The organism is Pantoea rodasii (assembly GCF_002095465.1).
GTDB classification, from domain to species: Bacteria; Pseudomonadota; Gammaproteobacteria; order Enterobacterales; family Enterobacteriaceae; genus Pantoea; species Pantoea rodasii.
The window spans coordinates 51,096-74,106 of the sequence record NZ_MLFP01000018.1; the positions used below are offsets into that span (position 1 = coordinate 51,096).

Genomic DNA, 23,011 nt, shown 5'->3' on the forward strand with positions numbered 1-23,011 from the left:
TCCGGCAACGCGTGTGGCATCAGCCCACACTGTGCTCAAGGCTGATAGCCAACAGTTTTTGCGCTTCCACGGCGAATTCCAGTGGCAGCTCGGAGAAAACGTCTTTGCAGAAGCCGTTGACGATCATTGAGATCGCATCTTCTTCGCTAATGCCGCGCTGCAGGCAATAGAACATCTGATCTTCACCAATCCTTGAGGTGGTGGCTTCATGTTCCAGTTGCGCGGTATTGTTGCGCGTTTCCACATACGGGAACGTATGCGCACCGCACTCTGCACCAATCAGCATTGAGTCACACTGGGTGAAGTTACGTGCGTTGGTCGCGGTTGGCATGATTTTCACCAAACCACGATAGGTGTTCTCGCTCTTACCGGCTGAGATGCCTTTTGAGATGATGGTCGACTTGGTGTTCTTACCAATGTGGATCATCTTGGTGCCGGTGTCCGCTTGTTGACGACCGCTGGTCAAAGCCACTGAGTAAAACTCACCGACGGAGTAATCACCGCGCAGAATGCAGCTTGGGTATTTCCAGGTGATAGCAGAGCCGGTCTCAGACTGGGTCCAGGACATTTTGCTGTGGTCGCCTTCACACAGGGCACGCTTGGTCACGAAGTTGAGGATACCGCCCTCGCCTTCACCGCCTGGGAACCAGTTCTGTACGGTAGAGTATTTGACTTCGGCATTTTTGTGGATGATGACTTCAACCACCGCGGCGTGCAGCTGGTAGGTATCACGCACTGGCGCAGAACAACCTTCGATGTAGCTGACGTAACTGTCTTCATCAGCGATCAGGATGGTGCGCTCGAACTGGCCGGTTTTGCCGCATTAATGCGGAAATAGGTCGACAGCTCCATTGGGCAACGCACCCCTTTCGGGATGTAAACGAACGTACCGTCTGACGCCACCGCTGAGTTCAGCGCGGCGAAGAAGTTGTCGTTATGCGGTACCACGGTGCCGAGGTATTTCTGCACCAGCTCAGGGTGATCGTGAATCGCCTCACCAAACGAGCAGAAAATAATTCCCTGCTTAGCCAGTTTGTCACGATAAGTGGTGGAGACAGAGACGGAGTCGAAAATCGCATCAACCGCGACTTCCCGGCCTTCACGTACCGGAACACCCAGCTGATTAAACGCGTCTTCCACTTCTTTGGTCAGGTAATCGCTTGACGCGACGCTGCCAGAAGCCTGGGTCGCACCCGGCTCAGACGCGCAGCTATCGTCGCAATTGCCGCAGGATGGCGCAGAATAGTAGCTGTAATCCTGATAATCGAGCGAGGTGTAATTCGCTTTCAGCCAATGTGGCTCTTCCATCTCTAACCAAGCGCGGAAGGCCTTGAGGCGGAATTCCAGCATCCACTCAGGTTCGTTACGTTTGGCCGAAATCGCGCGCACCACATCTTCATTGATGCCGTGAGCTAATTCGTCGGTTTGCAACTGGGTAAAGAAGCCTTCTTTGTAATTCAGGCTACCTTCCCACGTTTGTACATCGTCAGATGCTTCGCTGTGTCGTGACATTTTACTTACTCGACGCCAAAGCTTTCACCGCACCCGCAGGCGTGCTGAGCTTTAGGGTTGTTGAATTTAAAAATCTGGTTCAGGCCTTCACGGACATAATCCAGCTCGGTACCGTCAACAAACGGCATTGCCTGAAGTGGCACAAACAGTTTTGCGCCGAATTGCTCAAAGATCAGGTCGTCATCGGCTGGCGCTTTGACCAGATCCATAACGTAGCCAAAACCGGCACAGCCGGACTGTTTCACACCCAGTTTCAGACCTTTAACTTCAGGATCAGCCTCAACCAGGTTAAGAATTTGTTTCGCTGCCGTTTCGGTCAGCGTGAGCCCTTTCCAGACGAAATCTTCGGGTGAAAAAGAAGCTGCATTTACTGATGACATAGTGCTACCTCGTAAGTCTGGGCCTTTTCAGGCTATCCCCCTATGGTAGTGATATCAGATATCACTTCAACCGCTTGTTTTGCAGGGATAATCATCTCGTGCTGTTTTTTACTGCTGCTTTATTAAGCATAGTCTCTTCACACCGGCTTGTGAGCGGCAATCCCGTGCGCGCCTTGCCCGCGTAACCCATTAAAATGCCGTAAAATTTGCAAATCCAACTTTACGATATCGTTCTGATTGATAGGTTACGCCTTTCTACGATGTAAAGAGATTGTTATTGCCGATTTTTGTAACAGGCAAAGGAAATCAATAAAATTTCACTGCGGGAATTGCATTCCTGACGCGGTTGAATATGATAATGATTATCATTAACCCATTTAAGGTAGCGATATGACGCTTACCGTCTCAGCCTGGTTACAACACAAAATCGATGAATATAAGTTTTCGGTGCGTGATATCACCGTCGACTTCTATATGGCTCAGGCAAAGCTCAACCGCACCGATTGCACCATCGACCAACTGCGTCGCTTCAACGACACCTGTCTCGACATGGCAGAAATCTGCGAGCTGAACGGCGACGACCAAAGCTATCTGCATGCCATGGGCAAGCTCCATCACCGCTTAGTGCAGGAGATGGGTAATGCCGATCGCGACCGTCTATTCCGTATTCAGGCCTATCAACTGGCGCGCCTGTCGTTGACGCGTTTGTGCCATCAACTGGCGCTCAGCGGCGAGTGGGACCAGGCCACCAGCCTGCAGAGTGATTTCGTCCGCCACGCAGGCTGGATATTCTAATCCAGCTTTGTGACGACTCCTACAATTTGTTTACATCATTTCCAGCAGCGCTTGCAATGGATGGCGCATGCCGTTGCCTTCAGCACGTTTAACCTGGCTGCGACACGAGAAGCCGGTTGCGAGGCAGCGTTGACGCGGCAGCTTCTGCAGTTGCGGATGCCATGAAAGCTCGTAGATGCCCAATGAGTTTTCGAGGTTTTGCTCTCATGCCCATAGGTGCCCGCCATGCCGCAGCAGCCGACGTTCACGTTCTCCAGCCTGGCACCGAACCGCGCAAAGATGTCCTGCCACTGATTCGGCGTAGAGGGCAGCGCAGTGACTTCGGTACAGTGCGCAAACAGATACCAGGCTTCGCCGCTTGCCGTTTGAACGGCGCGCGCATCCAGAGCCTGCTGTAACCATTCATGCACCAGTTGCACCTGGAACTCACCACGTTGCTCACCCAGCACTTCCCGATACTCGTCGCGATAACAGAGCACCGTGGCCGGATCGACCCCGACCATTGGCATTCCCAGTCTGGCAACACGATTAAGAAACTCGGCGGTTTTACCGGCGGTACGCGCAAAGCGCTGCAGGAAACCTTTAACGTGCTGTGCCTTACCGTTCGGTGAGAAGGGTAAAAGCACCGGACGATAACCGAGCTTTTCAATCAATTTAACGAAGTCGGTCACCAGCTGTGCTTCGTAATAGCTGGTAAACGGATCCTGTACCACCAGCACGCAATTTTCACGCTGTGCCGCGTCCATGGCTTCAAGCTGTTCCAGCGTCAGATTCATGGCCGGATGACCACCCAACTGCTGCTTTAAGCTCGGAGAAGACAGCAGCGGCAAATCAACCATGCCAATGTGCGTTTTGCTGAGGTCGCGCACCCAAGGCTGTTTAAGGAAGAAGTTGAACACCTTTGGCGCTTTCGCCATCAACGGCGCATAACTCTCTACCGTGGCCACCAGATGGTCGCTCATTGGGCGCAGGTAACGCGTGTGATAAAGCTGTAAGAAGCGCGAGCGGAAGCCGGGCACATCGATCTTAATTGGGCATTGCGTGGAACACGCTTTACACGCGAGGCAGCCAGACATCGCCTCTTTGACTTCATGTGAAAAGTCATACTCACCCTGTTTCGCATGCCAGGAGTTACGCGTGCGCTGGATCAGGGTGCGCAGGCTGGCGCCCTGTTGCGGCAACGCCTGCTCCAGCTGCAAAGGATCAACCCCCTGCTCTGACAGCAAACGTAACCATTCACGCGTCAGCGTCGCGCGGCCTTTCGGCGAATGAATACGGTTGCGGGTGATTTTCATCGACGGGCACATCGGGCTACGCGCATCAAAGTTGAAGCACAAACCGTTGCCGTTGCACTCCATGGCACCGCGCCACTCATTGCGCACCGTGACCGGAATCTGGCGATCGTAACTGCCGCGCTTCACCGCATCCACCTGCATCATCGGCTCGTGGCTGCCAAGCGGGGTACAAATCTTGCCGGGGTTCAGCCGATTATCGGGATCGAAGGCGGCTTTAATGGCGCGCAGTTCGTTAAACAGCGTCTCGCCAAAAATTCCGGGCTGTACTGGGCTCGGAAACCTTTACCGTGTTCGCCCCACAGCAATCCGCCGTAGCGAGCAGTCAGCGCCACCACTTCGTCGGAGATTTGCTTCATCAGCATCTCTTGCTGCGGATCGCACATATCCAGCGCCGGACGCACGTGCAACACACCGGCGTCGACGTGGCCAAACATGCCATAACTCAGGCCATGGCTGTCGAGCAAGGCACGAAAATCGACGATGTAATCTGCCAGCTGTTCCGGCGGTACGGCCGTATCTTCCACAAACGGGATCGGCTTGGCGCGCCCTTTCGCGTTCCCCAGCAGGCCCACCGCTTTTTACGCATATTATAGATGCGTTCGATACCGCCTAAATCGTTACACAGTTGATAGCCAATCACGCCACCCTGCTGCGACATCATCAGTTCATCAAGACGCGCACAAAGGTTGCTGACCTGTTTTTCAATTAACTCACCGTCATCGCCGGCGAATTCGACAATATTCAGGCCCAGCATCTCTTTGTCTGGCACATCGGTAATCAATTCATGCACTGAGTGCCAGACAATATCTTCGCGCGCCAGATTCAGAACCTTGGAGTCGACGGTTTCCACCGACAGCGCTTTGGCCTCCACCATAAAAGGCGCATTACGCAATGCTGAGTCAAACGAGTCGTATTTGATGTTAACCAAACGGCGCACTTTGGGAATCGGCGTGATATCGAGGCGAGCTTCGGTGATAAAGGCCAGCGTCCCTTCGGCTCCACACAGCAATCGTGTCAGATTGAAGGTTTGCAGGTCATCGCTGAACACGTGACGCAAGTCGTAGCCGGTGAGGAAGCGGTTCAGTTTCGGGAATTTTTCCAGAATCAGATCGCGTTGGTTACGGCAGCGATTGAGCACCACATTATAGATTCGTCCTTCCGCCGTTGGCGTCGCCGCCAGCTGCTCTGCCAGTTCCGTCGGCATCGCTCGGGTATCAAGAATGTCACCGCCAAGTAATACCGCGCGCAGCCCCTCAACGTGATCCGAGGTTTTGCCGTACACCAGAGAACCCTGTCCGGACGCATCCGTGTTGATCATGCCACCTAGCGTGGCGCGGTTACTGGTTGAGAGTTCAGGTGAGAAGAAGAAGCCATAAGGTTTAAGCCAGGCATTCAGCTGATCTTTGATCACGCCCGCCTCTACTCGTACCCAACCCTGCTCAGTGTTGATCTCAAGGATGCGATTCATGTAGCGCGACATATCAACCACGATGCCCTGGTTCAGCGACTGGCCGTTAGTGCCGGTGCCGCCGCCGCGTGGGGTAAACACCAGGCTGTTGAAACGCGACTCTCCCGCCATACGCGCAATCAGCGCAACGTCAGCGGTTGAACGCGGAAACAGCGCCGCATCGGGCAACAGCTGATAAATGCTGTTATCGGTTGAAAGCGAGAGACGATCGGCATAACTGGTGGCGGTATCGCCGGTAAAGCCTTGCTCTTGTAATGACTGCAGGAATGTCAGCACCAGTTGAACGAGGCCTGGTGCCTGGGAAATCTGTGGGATCATTATTGCGTGACCGAGATGTTGTAAACGTTTGCGTGGTTATTTTTTTCAACCATTGGTTTTATCATATTTTTTTATCGCCTGCTGTTTTTTCAAGAAAGACCGCCACAACATTGGCTTTTTTCTGTTTAATTTTCAGGAAATAGATCATCATTGATCAGGGCCTGAGCGGCCTACCATGAAGGATTAATTGAGGTCAAAACGTTGTGATGAAAAGCCTGCAACGCGGTATGGATCTACCGCAACTGCTGTTCTCGTTGATGTTCATTCTGATCATGATCATCGCCTGTCTGTGGGTGGTACAGCCCTTTATTCTGGGCTTTGCCTGGGCCAGCATGGTGGTGATTGCGACCTGGCCATTAATGATCCGTTTGCAGCATCTGCTGTGGGGGCGACGATCGCTGGCGGTGATCGCCATGACCATACTGTTACTGCTGTTGTTCATTATCCCGATTGCCCTGTTAGTGAGTAGCCTGATCGATAACAGCGCGCCGGTGATTGCCTGGGCAACGCAACGTCATCTGGTTTTCCCGGATTTTGTCTGGCTGCGTGAAATTCCGTATGTCGGCAACAAAACCTACTCCAGCTATCACAAAATGGTCGATGGCGGTGGTACGGCGATTTTGAACCAGCTGCAACCTTATATTGGCCGCACCACCGGCTTCTTTGTGGCGCAGGCCGGCCACTTTGGCCGCTTTATGATCCACCTCGCCGTGATGCTGCTGTTCAGCGTGCTGCTCTACTGGCGCGGTGAGCAGGTCGGACAAGGCATTCGCCACTTCGCCTATCGCATGGCCGGACGCCGTGGTGATGCGGCCGTGCTGCTGGCAGGTCAGGCGATTCGTGCCGTGGCGTTGGGCGTGGTGGTGACGGCACTGGTGCAAGGTGTGCTGGGCGGTGTGGGCCTGGCGATTTCCGGTATCCCTTATGCCACCTTACTCACCGTCCTGATGATTCTGACGTGCCTGGTGCAGCTTGGGCCGTTGGTGGTGCTGGTTCCGGCCATCATCTGGCTTTACTGGAGTGGGGATACCACCTGGGGCACGATATTACTGGTGTGGAGTTGCGTGGTCGGCACCCTCGATAGCGTGCTGCGTCCGATGTTGATTCGTATGGGTGCCGACCTGCCGATGATTCTGATTCTTTCCGGCGTAATCGGAGGATTGATTGCCTTCGGCATGATTGGGTTGTTTATCGGCCCGGTGGTGTTGGCGGTATCCTATCGTCTGGTTTCTGTATGGATGCATGAAGCGCCCGCGCCAGACGATGACCCGCAAACCGCCATCGAAGCGTTAGCCGAGCATGAGGAAGAACAGCCGTAAGCGACTGCACTAAACCCAGCGGTGTAGCGATAAGCACCGCTTCCCTTCTTGTCTCGCCATTTGCCTTACTCACGGCGGTTAATGCTTGTTAATCGCCGCCACATAATTGCCTGCAACATTTCATTTTTTTCATAAGCGATTTTTAAGAAAAAACGCAGATTTAGCCGCTTTAGGTGGATTTCGCTAACGGAATGATTATTTTTCGCACTGAATCATCAGGCGCAACCGTTAAAAAAGCGCAGAAAAGATTATCAGCTTTAAACTAATAAGAGGATTCTTAAAGACGCCAGCAGGCCTGATGAATAACATGAATCCTAAGTTTGAGATCAAACCACTGATTTTTAAACAACCTTTTTCCCCTGAGTAAAGTGAAGAATTGCTGTGTGTAGTCTTTGCCCATCCCCTGTGATGGGCTTTTTTTTGCATTTTTTATGCATAAAGAAAAGGCCAGCAGCGCTGGCCTTAATAATTTCAGTAGGAACGCTTCAGATTTAGCCCGAAAGCGTCCTAATTGATACCTGATTACTGCTTAGCAGCAGCCAATTCCGCCAGATTTATCCAGGTTTGCACCACGGTATCCGGGTTCAATGACAGGCTATCAATGCCCTGCTCCATTAGCCACGCGGCGAAGTCTTCGTGGTCTGAAGGACCCTGACCACAAATGCCAACGTATTTGCCCTGTTTCTTCGCGGCCTGAATCGACATCGAGAGCAGCGCCTTCACGGCCTCGTTGCGCTCATCAAACAGTGCAGAGACCACGCCAGAATCGCGATCCAGACCCAGCGCCAACTGGGTCATGTCATTTGAGCCAATGGAGAAGCCATCAAAGTGCTGCAGGAACTGTTCAGCCAGCAAGGCGTTGGATGGGATCTCACACATCATGATCACCTTCAGACCGTTCTCACCGCGCTTCAAGCCCTGCTTGCCAAGTTCTTCCATCACTGCCGCGGCCTGATCGACGGTACGCACGAACGGAATCATAATCTCGACGTTGGTCAGACCCATTTCATTACGCACGCGTTTCACGGCTTCACACTCCAGCGCAAAGCAATCGCGGAAGCTGTCTGCGACATAGCGCCCAGCCCCACGGAAGCCCAGCATCGGGTTCTCTTCTTCCGGCTCGTAACGCTCGCCGCCCACCAGGTTGGCGTATTCGTTCGATTTAAAATCAGAGAGACGCACAATCACACGCTTTGGTGAGAACGCGGCACCCAATGTGGCAATCCCTTCGGTCAGACGGGCGATGTAGAATTCAACCGGATCATCGAAGCCTTTCATCATCTGGCGGATCTGCTGCTGCAGCTCAGGCGTTTGCTGATCAAATTCCAGCAGCGCTTTCGGATGCACGCCAATCATACGGTTGATGATGAACTCCAGACGCGCCAGACCCACGCCTTCATTTGGCAGACAGGCGAAGTCGAAGGCACGATCCGGATTACCGACGTTCATCATGATTTTCAGCGGCAGATCCGGCATGGTATCGACCTGCGAACTGGTGACTTCAAAGTCCAGCAGATCGTGATAAACATAACCGGTATCGCCTTCAGCACAGGAAACCGTGACCTTGTGGCCATCTCTCAGGTGATCGGTAGCATCACCACAGCCCACGACGGCAGGAATACCCAGCTCACGCGCGATAATCGCCGCATGGCAGGTTCGACCGCCGCGATTGGTAACAATCGCAGAGGCTTTCTTCATGATCGGTTCCCAATCCGGGTCGGTCATGTCCGTGACCAGCACGTCACCTTTCTCGATGCGATGCATTTCGCTGATGTCGTGAATCACCTTCACTTCACCGGCGCCAATGCGATGGCCAATCGCACGGCCTTCGACCAACACCTTGCCTTTACCTTGCAGGGTATAACGTTCCATCACCTGGCCGTTAGAGCGCACGGTTTCCGGGCGCGCCTGCACAATAAACAGTTTGCCGGTGTGACCATCTTTGGCCCATTCGATATCCATCGGGCGCTGATAGTGCTGCTCAATCAGAACGGCCTGACGCGCCAATGCCTGCACTTCGTCATCGGTCAGGCTAAAGCGATCGCGCTGTTCCTGATCGACGTCTTCGATGCGCACCTGCTCACCGTGTTCCTGCGAGTCGGCATACACCATACGAATTTTTTGGAGCCCATGGTGCGGCGCACGATGGCCGGACGATTGGCTGCCAGCGTCGGCTTGTGCACGTAGAACTCATCGGGGTTCACCGCGCCCTGCACCACCATTTCACCAAGACCGAACGCCGAGGTGATGAAGACCACCTGGTCGAAACCGGATTCGGTATCAATAGTGAACATCACGCCTGAAGACGCGAGATCGGATCGCACCATGCGCTGGATACCGGCAGACAGAGCCACACCGCGATGGTCGTAGCCCTGATGCACACGGTAGGAAATGGCGCGATCGTTAAATAAGGAAGCGTAAACGTGCTTCACGGCCACCAGCACCGCATCGAAACCCTGCACGTTAAGGAAGGTCTCCTGCTGCCCCGCGAATGAGGCATCAGGCATGTCCTCAGCGGTGGCCGATGAGCGCACCGCAAAGGAGGCGTCGGCATCATCAGAGGAGAGCTGCTCGTAAGCCGTGCGAATCGCCTCTTCCAGCTCGGGCAGGAATGGCGTATCGACGACCCATTGACGAATTTGTTTACCGGCTTTTGCCAGCTCTTCAACATCATCAATATCCGTTTTGTCCAGCAAATCATAAATGCGCTGGTTCAGTCCGCTTTGATCGAGAAACAGATTAAAGGCGTAAGATGTCGTCGCAAAACCGTTAGGAACGGAGACGCCCAGTGACGACAAGTTAGTAATCATTTCTCCCAGGGAGGCATTCTTGCCACCCACCCGATCAACATCATGCATGCCAAGCTGGTTGTACCAGAGCACTAGCGACTGTTGGTCTTGATTGGACATTGAGATTATCCTTCATTTAAATGATTGGAGCACATGGAACATTTTGCTATTCGCCAAAACAGCCTGGCACAATCAATTAATAAAGACTAAGTGTTGAATCGTTAAAGCAGAAAAAGAAACGCAAAATCGGATTAGTACCTGTGATGATTAGAGTTGCGCAACAGGCTTATTAAGCGCTAACAAACTGCCACAACGATATTTTTCCCCTTTTCAGAGAGTTAGCCATTGCTTTTTGTTGCGCAACGGATTCAGACTTAATTTTATTTTCATCATGAAAATTGCGGGGAAATAGCACTTTTCAAAACAGCATTTCAACTAATATTGCTCATCAGAAGATTGGATAGATCGCAGATTGCCGCCACGATATGGATATTTCATTTTATTTTTAATTAAAATGAAATATAGGCAATGACATTGTTACACAAAAGTAAATGAGAGGATTTTTCGCCTATGAGCACTGAGCGCAGTGTGTTCTACATATCTGATGGCACCGCGATTACCGCCGAAGTTCTCGGGCACGCCGTGTTGTCGCAGTTTCCCGTGATGACCAACAGCGTCACCCTGCCTTTTGTGGAAAACGTCCAGCGAGCACAGGCAGTTAAAGCGCAGATCAATGCCCTTTACCAGCAGAGTGGCGTGCGTCCGATTGTGTTCTTTTCGATCGTGACGCCCGATGTGCGTGAAATCATTCTGGAAAGCGAAGGGTTTTGTCAGGATATCGTGCAAGCGCTGGTGGGTCCGCTGCAAAGCGAGCTTGGCGTATCGTCAATGCCGGTGGCACACCGCACCCACGGCCTGACCGCCAGCAATCTCGGCAAATATGATGCCCGTATAGCGGCGATCGATTATACGCTAGCGCACGATGACGGCATCTCGCTGCGGGGTCTGGAAGATGCGCAGGTCATTTTGCTGGGCGTGTCGCGCTGCGGCAAGACACCGACCAGTCTTTATTTGGCGATGCAGTTTGGCGTGCGCGCGGCAAACTATCCGTTTATCGCCGATGATATGGATAACCTGAAATTGCCTCCGGCGTTACGTGCTCATCAGCATAAGCTGTTCGGGTTAACCATCGATCCTGAACGTCTGGCAGCGATTCGTAAGGAGCGCGCAGAAAATACCCGTTATGCCTCAATGCGTCAGTGCCGCCTGGAAGTGGGCGAGGTAGAAGCCCTGTTCCGCACGCATCAGATTCGTTACCTCAACAGTACCAACTATTCGGTCGAGGAGATTGCCACCAAAATCCTCGACATTATGGGGCTGCGCCGCAGCATGTATTGATTTACAGGCCAGGCCGTAAAGCCTGGCTTCCGTCTTGTTTCACTCACCTTTCTTTTTAGCGGGTTGAATTCGCGGCTTATTGGTTTATTGTGACCACCATCACTTCCCGGTATTTCACCGTCGCGAAGAACAGATTTTGAGAATCCCAATGAACAAGACTGATGAACTGCGTACTGCGCGCATCGGCAGCTTGCTAACGCCCGCTGCGCTTGCGCAAGAACACCCACTTTCGGCAGACGTTGCTGCCACTGTTACTGCAGCGCGCCAGCGTATTGCACGCATTTTAACCGGTAAAGACCCACGACTGCTGGTCATTATCGGTCCGTGCTCGCTGCACGATCCCAAAGCCGCACTGGAATATGCTGAACGCCTCAACGTTTTACGAGTGCGTTACCAGGATCGCCTGGAAATTGTGATGCGTGCCTACTTCGAGAAACCGCGCACCGTTGTCGGTTGGAAAGGATTGATTTCCGATCCGGATCTTGATGGCAGCTTCGATGTTAATCGCGGTATCGCCATCGCTCGCAAGCTGCTGCTGGATATCAATGCTATCGGCATGCCCACCGCCACCGAATTCCTTGATATGGTGATCGGCCAGTTTATTGCCGACCTGATCAGCTGGGGCGCGATTGGTGCACGCACCACCGAAAGCCAGATTCATCGCGAAATGGCCTCAGCGCTTTCGTGTCCGGTTGGATTCAAAAACGGCACCGACGGCAATGTGCAAATCGCGGTAGATGCGATTCGCGCCTCACGCGTCAGCCATATGTTCCTGTCACCGGACAAACACGGTCAGATGACCATCTATCAAACCAGCGGTAATCCGCACGGTCATGTGATCCTGCGCGGTGGTCGTCAACCTAATTACCACGCCGAAGATGTGGCAGCCGCTGCCGCCAACCTGCGGGACTTCAATTTACCGGAACAGTTGATCATCGACTTTAGCCACGGTAACTGCCTGAAACAGCATCGTCGCCAGCGCGACGTCGCAGAAGACGTCGCGGCACAAATTCGTGGTGGATCGCGTGCAGTTGCAGGCGTGATGATTGAGAGTTTCTTACAGGAAGGGAATCAGAAAGTGGTGAGCGGCGAGCCGTTGAACTACGGTCAGTCCATTACCGATCCGTGCCTGAGCTGGGAACACAGCGAAGAAGTGTTAGAGAAACTGGCTGCCGCGATCGACAGCCGTTTCTGAACCGATTAGCTGGAGCAGCTCACCTCCAGCGTTTTGCCCCACTCTGGTGGCCGCTGGCGCAGTTCGGCGCTGACGGCCGCATCATCAAATGGCTGCTGTAAGGCCACATGCAATCGCTGCAGCGCGGCAGTTTCACCCTGCTCAACCTCTTCAATCACCTGCTGTGCCAGATAATTGCGCAATACCAGCGCGGGGTTGGCCGCCCTCATAATCCTCTGCCGTTGATCATCGCTGGCCTCATCCTGCAGCAGGCGCTGACGATAGCGCTCATACCAACCATCAAATGCCGCACGGTCGATAAACTCATCACGCAATGGTGAGCGGATTTGCTGTTGCTGCGTCTCGCTCAATAAACGGAAGGTCAGCGTATAATCGCTGCGCTCTTGCGTCATCAGAGATAACAGTTCGGTCAGTAAGCTGTTGTCATTTGCGTCGGCCGTTAGCAGCCCCAGTTTGGCGCGCATCTTCTCGCCCCAAACGCGCATCAGCTCTGTTTCATAATGACTGAGTGCCTGCTTGAGCTGGTCTGTGCTCATCAACCCTGACAAAGCGTGCGCCAAACGGTTGAGATTCCACAACCCAATCATCGGCTGATTCTCAAACGAATAACGCCCCTGATAATCGCTGTGATTGCAGATGAACCCGGGTTGGTAATCATCGAGGAAACCATACGGACCATAATCCAGCGTCAGTCCGAGGATCGACATGTTGTCAGTGTTCATCACGCCATGCGCAAAGCCTACGCTCTGCCATTGGGCGATCAGGCTGGCGGTACGCTTTACAATATCGGTGAACCACAGCACATAGCGGTCAGCGTCATCGATCAATTGCGGCCAGTGATGACGAATGGCGTAATCCGCCAACTGCCGGACTTTTTCCTGCTCGCCGCCATAGTAAAAGTGTTCAAAGTGACCAAAACGCAGATGACTTTCGGCAATGCGCATCAACATCGCACCGCGTTCCTGCGTTTCGCGCAGCACCGGTTCATCACCAATGGCCAATGCCAGCGCGCGCGTGGTGGGAATACCGAGATGATGCAGCGCTTCTGAAGCCAGGAACTCACGTACGCTGGAGCGAATGACGGCGCGGCCATCCCCCATGCGCGAGTATGGCGTCAATCCAGCCCCCTTAAGATGCCAGTCGAGTTTGCGCCCGCTCTCCAACTGCTGTTCGCCCAGCAGGATGCCGCGGCCATCACCCAGTTGCCCGGCCCACACGCCAAACTGGTGTCCGCTGTAAACCTGCGCCAGTGGTGCCATGCCCGGCAGTAACTCACGACCACTCCAGACACCGTGTCCCTCACCGTCGAACAGTGCTGAATCCAGCTTCATCTCCGCTGCCAGCGGCGCGTTATGGTACAACAGGCGTCCACCCGCCAGCGGCGTTGGGGCCAGCGCGGTGTAAAATCCCGGCAATTCTTGCTGCCAGCTATTAATAAATCGCATCAACACTCCAGGAGGTGCCCAGGCTTCTGGCACCTACATTGCGTATGAACAGTAGCGACCAGTGTAACGCCGACCCGGTATGGATGACAGATGAAAGGATTACTGCTGTGAAGGGGTATGCAGAGTCACATCAGGATAAATAAGATCGCCTAACCGTTCCGCTTTCACCACCGGGAACAGGCTGCCTTGCAAATGCGCACCGTTTAGCGTGCTGACTTTTTCCAGCATCAGATTATCGTCAACGCCACAAATAATCAGCTGGTCGGCATAATCGGAGAAATTATCCACCACCGTTTGCATAAAAGGCGTAAAGGATGCCCGTTTCGCCAGCGCCTGAATAAAGGTTTTATCCATTTTTAACACGCTGAACAGATTATCGTAAACCGCCGTTGCGGGTGCTTTTCCCGCACCAAATTGAGAAAGCGATAAACGAAATTCCTGCTGCAATGCCGCTAACAGTGGCTGTGTTTTACCGCGTGCTAATTGCGGGAATGTCTCGTTAATATCGAGAATTATAAAAGGAAGTTGTTTAAATTTCCTTAACAGAAATTCACTCTCTAGCAGCGTTAACGCCATGGAATCATCAATACGAACCAAAGCGGTAATTTGATGTAGCTCAAAAAAGTCGCGGTACTTTTCCAGCAAAGAAAGCTGCCCCTGCATTAAACGTAATTGCTGAGCATCGTCCAATTGCGGCAACAGCAAATCCTGCGGCAGCGTAATGGGAGCGCTGTCGTGGACGAATTGCGTCACCAGCTCGACCGCAGTCAGCTGGCCCGCCAGTGTATAAACTGGATAGAACCAGGTTTCCGACTGATAGTCGGCAGATAAATGGACTTTCATTTTAACAGCCAGAAGCAGTGGCAATTGGCGCATCGTATATCAATGAAAACGGCCAGGCAATAGGACCAAACGTTAGAAGAGACGCAATTTTATGCCTGATTAAACCGTTTTAAGCCATAAATAAAACTTAAGCCAAATAGCCGGGGTGGATATCCATAATCATTAAATAAATTCAGGCTTATTTTTAGTATTAAAACGCCCTCAGGTAAAGTGCCATTTTAAATGAGAGTTAACTATTTGCAGAAATTCAAAATTATTTAATCGGCTAAATCCATGGAGAATTGAGGGCATTGAATGCTGGTATGGTAATCTTTTAGATGCGACGTGCTTGCCAAAATACTTTGCGCCAATAGACATTATCCAGCGAGGAGCGAATCACGCCCTGACTGGTGGACGCGTGGATAAAGGTGTTGTCTGTATCGTAGATACCAACATGCAGACCATTTTCACCGCTTCCCGTCTTAAAGAACACCAGGTCGCCAGGCAGCAGATCGCGTTTATCGATGCGCGTTCCAATGCCGGTTTGATCAACGGTTGAACGTGGCAATTGCAAATCAAATTTATCGCGGAAGGTCAGATAGACAAAGCCGGAACAATCAACGCCACCGCGGCTTAATCCGCCATAACGATAGGGCGTGCCGCGCCAGCGACCTAACTGGTCGTTGAGCTGAGCAATAACGGTGATCGAATCAGAAAGGTGCCCATTAGGCGGCGGTGAGCGATGGCTGCTACAACCTGCCAATAGCAATGCCAGAATAAAAACCATCAATCGCATCAGAATATTCCCTAAATCCGTCGCCCGGCTGACACTTTAGCGGCAAATCTGCTTCGCAGGCAACGATATTCAGGGAATAAACAGCAGTCGGCCTTGCGGCGTGTCGATGTGTTCAAACGCGGTTTGATAGAGCGGTGATAAATTAGCAGGTGTCAACACGTCCCCGGCACGCCCCTGGCGTACCACTTCACCTTGATGCATCAACCATACGCGGTCAGCATGACGCAGGCTGTGGTTGAGGTCATGCCCGCTGGCAACGACCGTAATACCTGCGTGACATAATTCTCGCAGCAGCATATCCACGGCGCGCTGCTGTGCCACATCCAGCGCCGTCATCGGTTCATCAAGAATCAGCAGTTTGCCATCAGGATTAATCGCTGGATGAATCTGTAATATCACCGCCGCCAGCCGCACCCGCTGCCATTCACCGCCGGAGAGCTGCGTCAGGCTGCGGGTTAATTTGTCCTGCACGCTCAGCTTTGTCAGGACGTCACTGAGCGCGGCATCAGCTTGCGGAGAGAAAGAGGAAAAATGCAGACGCAGATAATGCCAGACCGGCATAGATCCCAATGCCACTTGTTGCTGGGGTAGCCATGCGCGCAATCGTGCCAGCGCAGCGCCACTCAAGCGAGAAAGCGGCTGTGCCGCGAGTTGAATCTCGCCCTGAGCCGGCAGTAATCCGCTCAGCACACTCAGCAAGGTACTCTTCCCCGCGCCGTTTGGCCCCACCAAATGCACCTGTTCACCGGCATCGACGCTGAGGTTAACGGGAGCCAGCCGTCCTGCCACGCTGGCTCCCTGACACTGCAACAGCATTTACTCTGCCAGCGCCTGCTCGACGCGCTTCAGGATGATCGGATCATCTGGCGTCATGTCCGGTGAGAAGCGTGCAACCACCTGCCCCTGCTTATTAATGAGGAATTTTTCGAAGTTCCACAAAATATCGCCCTCTGCTTTTGGCGCGCGGCCTTTGCTGACCATGCGCTCGAGGAAACCACTGCCTTCCGGACGCTCAGCTTCTGGCTGTGCGGCGGTCAGTTGCGCATACAGCGGATGACGATGAGCGCCATTCACCTCGGTTTTATCGAACATGGGGAAGGTGACGCCATAGGTGGTGCTGCAGAACGTTTTGATCTCTTCGTTGCTGCCCGGCTCTTGCTCCAGGAACTGGTTGCACGGGAAACCGAGCACGCTAAAATTTTTGTCTTGCCAGGCTTTCTGCAATGACTCCAGCTGCTCATATTGCGCCGTCAGTCCACATTTTGACGCCACGTTGACCACCAACAGTACGTTGTCTTGATACTGCGCCAGCGTGGTTTTTTCGCCGTCCAGGGTAACCAGTTCGGTCTGATAAATGCTCATTGTCGATTCCTGTTGTTGATACCAAGATGCCAGCCGCAGCTAGCGCGAAGACTTCACTAATAGCACAATAAACAGCGGCGCTCCCAACGTGGCTGTGACCACGCCAATTGGCAATTCCGCAGAGGTCAGTACCAGCCGGGCAATGATATCCGCTCCCAGCAGCACCGCGGCTCCCGCTAATGCCGCAGCGGGCAGCAGATAGCGATGATCGCTGAATCCACTCAAGCGTAACAAATGCGGAATGACCAATCCGACAAACCCAATCGCGCCGGCCATCGCCACGCTGGTTCCCACCAGCCAGCCCATTGCCAGCACCAGGAGATTACGCCATAACAGCAGCGGCAGACCCAGCTGGCGAGCCGAGGTTTCCCCCAGGGCCAACAGATTCAGCATCCGCGCGGTGGCTGTGAGCAGCAGCGTGACCGGTAATAGCGCCAGCATCATCCAGCCATAACGCCAGTCAATGCCGCTAAAGCCACCCATCATCCAGTACATTAACTGGCGCAGATCGAGGCTGGTGCTAAAGTACACGGCCCATGTCATCACTGCGCTACAGATAATGCCGAGCGCCACCCCCGTCAGCAATAAACGACTGACGGAAAGCTGGCGATGAGCAAAGTGCAGCAGTATCAGGGTAATCATCAACGCCCCGGCCATCGCCGCCAGCGCCAGGCTCCACAGCGAGCCATTACCCAGCATCACGCCCAACACCAGACCGATGCCAGCACCGTTGGAGACACCAAGCAGGCCGGGTTCAGCGAGAGGATTGTTAAACAGCGCCTGCATCACCACTCCGCACACCGCCAGCGCCGCCCCAACCAACAATACGGCCAGCGTGCGCGGTAAACGCAGTTGCCAGACAAACAGCTCACCGTTCGGCGAGAACCATTGGGTTGGCGCTATCCAGCTGTCACCGGCGCACAGGCTAAGCACAAACAGCAATAGCAAAGCTGCGCTGAGCACAATAAGCCAGCGTTGGCTCCGACGATCGGCCTGACGGGCGAGCTGGTCCAGCAGTGTCATAAATAAGATTGGCTGAGAAAACAGAGATTTGATTGTAGTGGGATTGTGGCAAAAGAAAGCGGCACTGTGGAAGTGCCGCGGGGGATCGCTTACTGGTGTGGCGGGATCGGCTGACCGTGATTATCACGCTTATCGTGATTATCATGGTTATCACGCTGGTCATGCTGCGGCTCACGCGGCTGCGGCTTATTATCATGACGCGGCGCATTGCCAGGATGCTGAGACTGCCAGCCGTTACCGTTCCAGTAACCGTGCGGGCCTTTCGTACCAACGCGCTGGTTATGGTGCTGTTTCCACCATGTTGGCGCACGCCAGTCGTAGCCATCCCAATAGTAGCCACGCTTATCCTGATCACCGATATGAATAGAAACACCCGGTGTGTTGATGTTAACGGAAACATTGGCGCTAGCCAGCAGCGGCATGCCTAACAGCATGCTCAGTAAAAGTGCTGTCTTTTTCATCAGCGAAAACCTCTTGTTATGTGATGGCGCTGTTATAACAAATGGTTTGGCGCAGTCACTATCAGCGAGGGCCGATTTTCATGCTATTTTCCGGATACTTACGAAATCCTGACATTATGGAAACATTGCGCAGAACGCCTGTTTTTCAGCCAATAAAAAAGGCCGCTAAGCGGCCTTTTTGTCATACTGAAATTAGTCAGCATCCTTGGGTGTCGCGTTCTCGACGCGACTTTTCAACTTCTGCCCCGGACGGAATGTCACCACTCGGCGGGCGGTGATTGGAATATCTTCCCCCGTCTTCGGGTTACGGCCTGGACGTTGGTTTTTGTCACGCAGATCAAAATTACCAAATCCGGACAGCTTTACCTGTTCACCGTTCTCTAACGCGCGGCGAACTTCTTCAAAGAAGAGCTCAACCAACTCTTTGGCATCGCGTTTGCTCAACCCGAGTTTTTCAAACAGGTACTCTGACATTTCAGCTTTTGTAAGCGCCATAGGTTCAATCCCTCAAGGTTGCCTGGAATCGCTCTTTTAATGCCGCAACGCATTTTGCAACGGTGGCGGCAATCTCCTCTTCTTCGAGTGTCCGGCTGGTATCCTGCAAAATTAGGCTAATCGCGAGGCTCTTTTCGCCCTCGTTTACGCCCTTACCACGGTACACGTCAAACAAGTTTACGCCAACTACCTGATTTACGCCAACTTTCTTACACTCCGCGATGATATCTGCTGCAGGCACGTTTTCAGCCACGACTACAGCGATGTCACGACGGTTTGCCGGGAAGCGTGAAATCTCGCGCGCGTCAGGCAGGACGCGGTCTGCGACCTTATTCCAAAGCAGTTCAAACACTAAGGTGCGGCCGTTGAGATCCAGCTTACGTTCCAGCTCTGGATGAACCACTCCGATAAATCCGATTCGTTCGCCGCGTAAATAAATTGCCGCGCTCTGACCTGGATGCAGCGCCGGATTGGCTTCTGCACGGAAAGAAATCTCATCAAGTTTACCGGTCAAATCCAGCAGCGACTCTAAATCGCCTTTTAAATCATAGAAGTCAACCGTCTGACGCGCCAGATCCCAATGCTCTTCAAAGCGATTGCCGCTTAAAACACCCGCCAGCATAAGATCCTGACGAATGCCGAGATTGGCCTGCGTATCAGGAACAAAGCGCAAACCGCTCTCAAACAGGCGCACACGGCCCTGTTGACGGTTTTGGTTATACACCACCGCACCGAGCAGACCGGTCCACAGTGACAGACGCATCGCCGACATATCGCTGGAAATCGGGCTAGGCAGAATCAGCGCTTCTTCACCCGGATGTAACAGCTGCTGAAGTTTAGGATCCACGAAGCTATACGTGATCGCTTCCTGATAACCTTTATCCACCAGCAGGCTGCGCGCACGCTTCAGCGACAAATCAGCTTCACGGTGCTTTGTCATGATCAGGCTAGCTTTAACCGGCACGTCAGGGATGTTGTTGTAGCCGTATACGCGCGCGACTTCTTCAACTAAATCTTCCTCGATGGCCATGTCGAAACGCCAGCTCGGCGCAACCGCATGCCATTCGCCGTTACCCACGGTGACTTCGCAGCCGAGGCGCGTCAGGATGTCAGTGACCTGCTCATCAGCAATGACGTGGCCAATCAGGCGATCGAGTTTTTCGCGACGCAGGTTAATAGTGGCGCGTGCCGGCAGTTTGCTGGCATCGGTTTGATCGATGATCGGGCCTGCTTCGCCGCCGCAAATGTCGAGCAGCAGCTGAGTGGCGCGTTCAATCGCTTTAAATTGCAGTGCAGGATCGACGCCGCGCTCGTAACGGTGTGAAGCATCGGTATGCAGGCCCTGACGGCGCGCACGACCGGTGATCGCCAGCGGTTCAAAGAAGGCGCACTCGAACAGTACGTTTTGCGTTTCTTCATTGACGCCAGAGTGCTCGCCACCAAAGATGCCGCCCATCGCCAGTGCTTTCTGGTGATCGGCGATCACCAACGTATCGCTGCTGAGTTTGGCTTCAGTGCCGTCCAGCAAGGTCAGCACTTCGCCCTCTTCAGCCATACGCACCACGATACCACCGTCAATGCGGTCGAGATCAAAGGCATGCATTGGCTGACCGAGTTCCAGCAGAACGTAGTTGGTGATATCTACGACGGGATCGATAGAGCGAATACCGCAGCGGCGCAGTTTTCACGCATCCACAGTGGCGTTGCCGCTTTCACGTTGATCCCTTTCACTACGCGGCCAAGATAACGTGGGCACGCGTCTGTTGCATCGACACGAATCGGGAAGGTGTCGGTCAGCGTGGCTTTAACGGGCTCAATGGTCGGTTCGGTCAACGGCAGACCGTTCACCACCGCCACATCGCGCGCAATCCCGATAATACCAAGGCAGTCAGCGCGGTTTGGCGTGACGCTGATTTCAATGGTGTTGTCGTTCAGTTGCAGATAATCACGGATGTCAGTGCCAATCGGCGCATCGGCTGGCAGTTCGATGATGCCACTGTGATCGTCGGAAATACCCAGCTCAGAGAACGAGCACAGCATGCCTTCAGAAGGCTCACCGCGCAATTTAGCCGCTTTGATTTTGAAATCGCCCGGCAATACGGCACCCACGGTGGCAACCGCGACTTTCAGGCCCTGACGGCAGTTTGGCGCGCCACAGACGATATCCAGCAGGCGATCGCCGCCAACATTGATTTTAGTCACGCGCAGTTTATCGGCGTTCGGATGCTGGCCGCACTCCACCACTTCACCGACCACCACGCCATGAAACGCGCCGGCGACGGGTTCAACGCCGTCCACTTCGAGGCCGGCCATCGTAATTTGCTCAGACAGCGCAGCGCTGTCCAGGGCTGGATTTACCCATTCGCGTAACCAGAGTTCACTGAATTTCATTGGATAACCTGCCCTTATTTAAATTGTTTGAGGAAACGTAAATCATTTTCGAAGAAGGCGCGCAGGTCATTCACACCGTAACGCAGCATAGTAAGACGCTCCATGCCCATGCCGAAAGCGAAGCCGGAGTAGATTTCCGGGTCGATGCCCACATTACGCAGAACGTTCGGGTGCACCATGCCGCAGCCCAGCACTTCCAGCCACTTGCCGTTTTTACCCATTACATCCACTTCAGCGGACGGTTCGGTGAACGGGAAGTAAGAAGGACGGAAGCGAATCTGCAGGTCTTCTTCAAAGAAATTGTTCAGGAAATCGTGCAGCGTGCCTTTCAGATTGGTGAAGCTGATGTCTTTGTCGACGATCAGACCTTCCATCTGATGGAACATTGGGGTGTGGGTCTGATCGTAGTCGTTACGATAGACGCGACCCGGCGCGATGATGCGGATTGGCGGCTGCTGGTTTTTCATGGTGCGGATCTGCACGCCAGACGTTTGGGTACGCAGCAGGCGAGTGGCATCAAACCAGAAGGTATCGTGGTCGGCACGCGCTGGGTGATGTCCCGGAATATTCAGGGCATCAAAGTTATGATAGTCATCTTCGATTTCCGGCCCGGTAACCACGGCAAAGCCCAACTCGCCGAAGAAGTTTTCGATACGATCAATGGTACGCGTGACCGGATGCAAACCACCATTCTCAATGCGACGTCCCGGCAGTGAGACGTCGATGGTTTCCGCTGCAAGACGGGCATTCAGTTCGGCGCTCTCCAGCGTATTTTTACGCTCGGTCAGGCGGTCCTGTACCTGCTGCTTCGCTTCGTTAATCACGGCGCCTGCTGCCGGGCGGTCTTCCGCTGGCAGTTCACGCAACGTGGTCATTTGCAGCGTCAGGTGCCCTTTCTTACCCAGAAATTCGACGCGCACGGCGTCCAGGGCGACGATATCCGACGCCTCGTCGATGGCGGCCGTGGCACGGGCCACCAGGTCTGCGAGTTGGGACATGATTTCCTCTTCTTCCAGCCGGGCTGGTCAGTTCTTGTTAGGATCGTACGATCCGATTAAGTGTCGCCAGAAACAAAAAAGCCTCCACGAGGGAGGCTTTCAGCGCGATTTTTCGTTTCTTTTCTTATGCGCAAAAGCCCCCGATTTTCAGGCGCTAAAGTAAAAAAAGAAACGGAAAATAGCAGCGTGCATGCTTGCGTTACCTTGTCTTGATAGAAACCGCACTATTGAAAAGCCCAGCGGTTAAAATGTCAATCTTTTGCGTGAGTTGCAGGCAATAAAAAAGGGAGCAAGCTCCCTTTTTCATCTGACTTACGCCAGAGCTGATTTTGCTTTTTCGACCAGTGCCGTGAAGGTCACTTTGTCGAATACAGCGATGTCAGCCAGAATCTTACGGTCGATTTCAATAGAGGCTTTTTTCAGGCCATTAATGAAACGGCTGTAAGAGATACCGTTCTGACGGGCCGCAGCGTTGATACGCGCGATCCACAGCTGACGGAACTGACGCTTACGTTGACGACGGTCACGGTAAGCATACTGACCAGCTTTGATAACAGCCTGGAAAGCAACGCGGTAAACACGTGAACGTGCACCGTAGTAGCCTTTAGCTTGTTTTAAGATTTTTTGTGACGTGCGCGAGCAATTACACCACGTTTAACGCGAGCCATGTGAGCTCTCCTATATCATATTCTGTGATGCCCTATCCCCTGCGATACGCAAAGTTTTCAGGCAGATTTATAAAAAGTTTA

Annotated in this window: 18 protein-coding genes, 1 other RNA gene, 4 pseudogenes and 1 other annotated feature; of the genes and pseudogenes, 5 read left to right on the top strand and 18 right to left on the bottom strand. The window is 53.3% G+C overall.

Annotated elements, in window-relative coordinates:
- Nucleotides 1-19: 19 nt before the first annotated feature.
- Nucleotides 20-1,512 (bottom strand): annotated as a pseudogene (gene sufB / locus HA45_RS18995) (Fe-S cluster assembly protein SufB).
- Between the two features lie 5 nt (nucleotides 1,513-1,517).
- The gene (gene sufA / locus HA45_RS19000; protein ID WP_100699892.1) at nucleotides 1,518-1,892 is read right to left on the bottom strand and encodes a Fe-S cluster assembly scaffold SufA; all 375 of its coding nucleotides are present in this window, start codon (nucleotides 1,890-1,892) and stop codon (nucleotides 1,518-1,520) included.
- A gap of 390 nt (nucleotides 1,893-2,282) precedes the next feature.
- Between sufA and HA45_RS19005 the strand changes: the two genes are divergently transcribed.
- Nucleotides 2,283-2,687, top strand: a complete 405-nt coding sequence (locus tag HA45_RS19005; RefSeq protein WP_100699891.1) for a hypothetical protein — start codon at nucleotides 2,283-2,285, stop codon at nucleotides 2,685-2,687.
- 35 nt (nucleotides 2,688-2,722) lie between these two features.
- Here HA45_RS19005 and HA45_RS29355 read toward each other — a convergent pair whose 3' ends face one another.
- The 3 genes from HA45_RS29355 to HA45_RS29365 are packed head-to-tail and all read right to left on the bottom strand — an operon-like array spanning nucleotide 2,723 to nucleotide 5,768.
- Complete coding sequence (locus tag HA45_RS29355; RefSeq protein ID WP_436405012.1) at nucleotides 2,723-4,237, bottom strand: (Fe-S)-binding protein; 1,515 nt, start codon at nucleotides 4,235-4,237, stop codon at nucleotides 2,723-2,725.
- Entirely contained in the window at nucleotides 4,168-4,506 is a 339-nt protein-coding gene (locus tag HA45_RS29360; protein ID WP_436405010.1) for an FAD-linked oxidase C-terminal domain-containing protein, read from the bottom strand. Before HA45_RS29360 ends, HA45_RS29355 begins: the two co-directional genes overlap by 70 nt.
- The gene (locus tag HA45_RS29365) at nucleotides 4,425-5,768 is read right to left on the bottom strand and encodes an FAD-binding oxidoreductase (RefSeq protein ID WP_436405011.1); all 1,344 of its coding nucleotides are present in this window, start codon (nucleotides 5,766-5,768) and stop codon (nucleotides 4,425-4,427) included. Before HA45_RS29365 ends, HA45_RS29360 begins: the two co-directional genes overlap by 82 nt.
- A gap of 206 nt (nucleotides 5,769-5,974) precedes the next feature.
- Here HA45_RS29365 and ydiK point away from each other — a divergent pair, with 206 nt between their 5' ends.
- Nucleotides 5,975-7,087: an AI-2E family transporter YdiK gene (gene ydiK, locus HA45_RS19015; protein WP_100699889.1), complete on the top strand. Its 1,113-nt coding sequence runs from the start codon at nucleotides 5,975-5,977 to the stop codon at nucleotides 7,085-7,087.
- Between the two features lie 315 nt (nucleotides 7,088-7,402).
- Nucleotides 7,403-7,511: antisense sRNA RprA (gene rprA / locus HA45_RS19020), an RNA gene on the top strand.
- 98 nt (nucleotides 7,512-7,609) lie between these two features.
- Here the strand turns inward: rprA and ppsA are convergent.
- Nucleotides 7,610-9,897: pseudogene (ppsA, locus tag HA45_RS19025) on the bottom strand (phosphoenolpyruvate synthase).
- Between the two features lie 549 nt (nucleotides 9,898-10,446).
- Here ppsA and ppsR point away from each other — a divergent pair.
- Nucleotides 10,447-11,274, top strand: coding sequence for a posphoenolpyruvate synthetase regulatory kinase/phosphorylase PpsR (gene ppsR / locus HA45_RS19030; protein WP_100699887.1), 828 nt, complete (start codon nucleotides 10,447-10,449; stop codon nucleotides 11,272-11,274).
- A 148-nt stretch (nucleotides 11,275-11,422) separates the two neighbouring features.
- Nucleotides 11,423-12,469 carry a 3-deoxy-7-phosphoheptulonate synthase gene (locus HA45_RS19035; RefSeq protein WP_100699886.1) on the top strand — a complete coding sequence of 349 codons (1,047 nt, stop codon included), beginning with the start codon at nucleotides 11,423-11,425 and terminating at the stop codon, nucleotides 12,467-12,469.
- Nucleotides 12,470-12,474: 5 nt separating this feature from the next.
- Here HA45_RS19035 and HA45_RS19040 read toward each other — a convergent pair whose 3' ends face one another.
- From HA45_RS19040 to rplT, 12 genes and pseudogenes are all read right to left on the bottom strand, one after another.
- Complete coding sequence (locus HA45_RS19040; protein ID WP_100699885.1) at nucleotides 12,475-13,914, bottom strand: protein adenylyltransferase SelO; 1,440 nt, start codon at nucleotides 13,912-13,914, stop codon at nucleotides 12,475-12,477.
- Between the two features lie 99 nt (nucleotides 13,915-14,013).
- Complete coding sequence (locus tag HA45_RS19045) at nucleotides 14,014-14,757, bottom strand: EAL domain-containing protein (protein ID WP_100700132.1); 744 nt, start codon at nucleotides 14,755-14,757, stop codon at nucleotides 14,014-14,016.
- Nucleotides 14,758-15,070: 313 nt separating this feature from the next.
- Nucleotides 15,071-15,532, bottom strand: a complete 462-nt coding sequence (locus HA45_RS19050; RefSeq protein ID WP_100699884.1) for an NlpC/P60 family protein — start codon at nucleotides 15,530-15,532, stop codon at nucleotides 15,071-15,073.
- 69 nt (nucleotides 15,533-15,601) lie between these two features.
- Nucleotides 15,602-16,342, bottom strand: coding sequence for a vitamin B12 ABC transporter ATP-binding protein BtuD (gene btuD, locus HA45_RS19055; RefSeq protein ID WP_420849021.1), 741 nt, complete (start codon nucleotides 16,340-16,342; stop codon nucleotides 15,602-15,604).
- A gap of 6 nt (nucleotides 16,343-16,348) precedes the next feature.
- A complete protein-coding gene (locus HA45_RS19060; RefSeq protein ID WP_100699882.1) occupies nucleotides 16,349-16,894 on the bottom strand; it encodes a glutathione peroxidase in 546 nt (181 codons plus the stop codon).
- A gap of 39 nt (nucleotides 16,895-16,933) precedes the next feature.
- Entirely contained in the window at nucleotides 16,934-17,917 is a 984-nt protein-coding gene (btuC, locus tag HA45_RS19065) for a vitamin B12 ABC transporter permease BtuC (RefSeq protein ID WP_100699881.1), read from the bottom strand.
- 89 nt (nucleotides 17,918-18,006) lie between these two features.
- Nucleotides 18,007-18,378, bottom strand: coding sequence for a DUF2502 domain-containing protein (locus HA45_RS19070; protein ID WP_100699880.1), 372 nt, complete (start codon nucleotides 18,376-18,378; stop codon nucleotides 18,007-18,009).
- Between the two features lie 192 nt (nucleotides 18,379-18,570).
- Entirely contained in the window at nucleotides 18,571-18,873 is a 303-nt protein-coding gene (gene ihfA / locus HA45_RS19075; protein WP_007892687.1) for an integration host factor subunit alpha, read from the bottom strand.
- A gap of 4 nt (nucleotides 18,874-18,877) precedes the next feature.
- Nucleotides 18,878-21,264, bottom strand: a pseudogene (gene pheT / locus HA45_RS19080) (phenylalanine--tRNA ligase subunit beta).
- A 14-nt stretch (nucleotides 21,265-21,278) separates the two neighbouring features.
- Nucleotides 21,279-22,262 carry a phenylalanine--tRNA ligase subunit alpha gene (gene pheS / locus HA45_RS19085; RefSeq protein ID WP_100699878.1) on the bottom strand — a complete coding sequence of 328 codons (984 nt, stop codon included), beginning with the start codon at nucleotides 22,260-22,262 and terminating at the stop codon, nucleotides 21,279-21,281.
- 71 nt (nucleotides 22,263-22,333) lie between these two features.
- Nucleotides 22,334-22,459, bottom strand: a sequence feature (Phe leader region).
- On the bottom strand, nucleotides 22,410-22,454 hold the full coding sequence (gene pheM / locus HA45_RS19090; protein ID WP_121626058.1) for a pheST operon leader peptide PheM: 45 nt from the start codon (nucleotides 22,452-22,454) through the stop codon (nucleotides 22,410-22,412). It overlaps the preceding feature by 45 nt.
- 115 nt (nucleotides 22,460-22,574) lie before the next feature.
- A pseudogene (gene rplT, locus HA45_RS19095) lies at nucleotides 22,575-22,930 on the bottom strand (50S ribosomal protein L20).
- Between the last annotated feature and the right edge of the window lie 81 nt (nucleotides 22,931-23,011).

Coding starts and splice junctions, on each gene's coding strand:
- sufA (WP_100699892.1), bottom strand. CDS start 1,892: ATGTCATCAGTAAATGCAGCTTCTTTTTCACCCGAAGATTTCGTCTGG.
- HA45_RS19005 (WP_100699891.1), top strand. CDS start 2,283: ATGACGCTTACCGTCTCAGCCTGGTTACAACACAAAATCGATGAATAT.
- HA45_RS29365 (WP_436405011.1), bottom strand. CDS start 5,768: ATGATCCCACAGATTTCCCAGGCACCAGGCCTCGTTCAACTGGTGCTG.
- ydiK (WP_100699889.1), top strand. CDS start 5,975: ATGAAAAGCCTGCAACGCGGTATGGATCTACCGCAACTGCTGTTCTCG.
- ppsR (WP_100699887.1), top strand. CDS start 10,447: ATGAGCACTGAGCGCAGTGTGTTCTACATATCTGATGGCACCGCGATT.
- HA45_RS19035 (WP_100699886.1), top strand. CDS start 11,423: ATGAACAAGACTGATGAACTGCGTACTGCGCGCATCGGCAGCTTGCTA.
- HA45_RS19040 (WP_100699885.1), bottom strand. CDS start 13,914: ATGCGATTTATTAATAGCTGGCAGCAAGAATTGCCGGGATTTTACACC.
- HA45_RS19045 (WP_100700132.1), bottom strand. CDS start 14,757: ATGAAAGTCCATTTATCTGCCGACTATCAGTCGGAAACCTGGTTCTAT.
- HA45_RS19050 (WP_100699884.1), bottom strand. CDS start 15,532: ATGCGATTGATGGTTTTTATTCTGGCATTGCTATTGGCAGGTTGTAGC.
- HA45_RS19060 (WP_100699882.1), bottom strand. CDS start 16,894: ATGAGCATTTATCAGACCGAACTGGTTACCCTGGACGGCGAAAAAACC.
- btuC (WP_100699881.1), bottom strand. CDS start 17,917: ATGACACTGCTGGACCAGCTCGCCCGTCAGGCCGATCGTCGGAGCCAA.
- HA45_RS19070 (WP_100699880.1), bottom strand. CDS start 18,378: ATGAAAAAGACAGCACTTTTACTGAGCATGCTGTTAGGCATGCCGCTG.
- ihfA (WP_007892687.1), bottom strand. CDS start 18,873: ATGGCGCTTACAAAAGCTGAAATGTCAGAGTACCTGTTTGAAAAACTC.
- pheS (WP_100699878.1), bottom strand. CDS start 22,262: ATGTCCCAACTCGCAGACCTGGTGGCCCGTGCCACGGCCGCCATCGAC.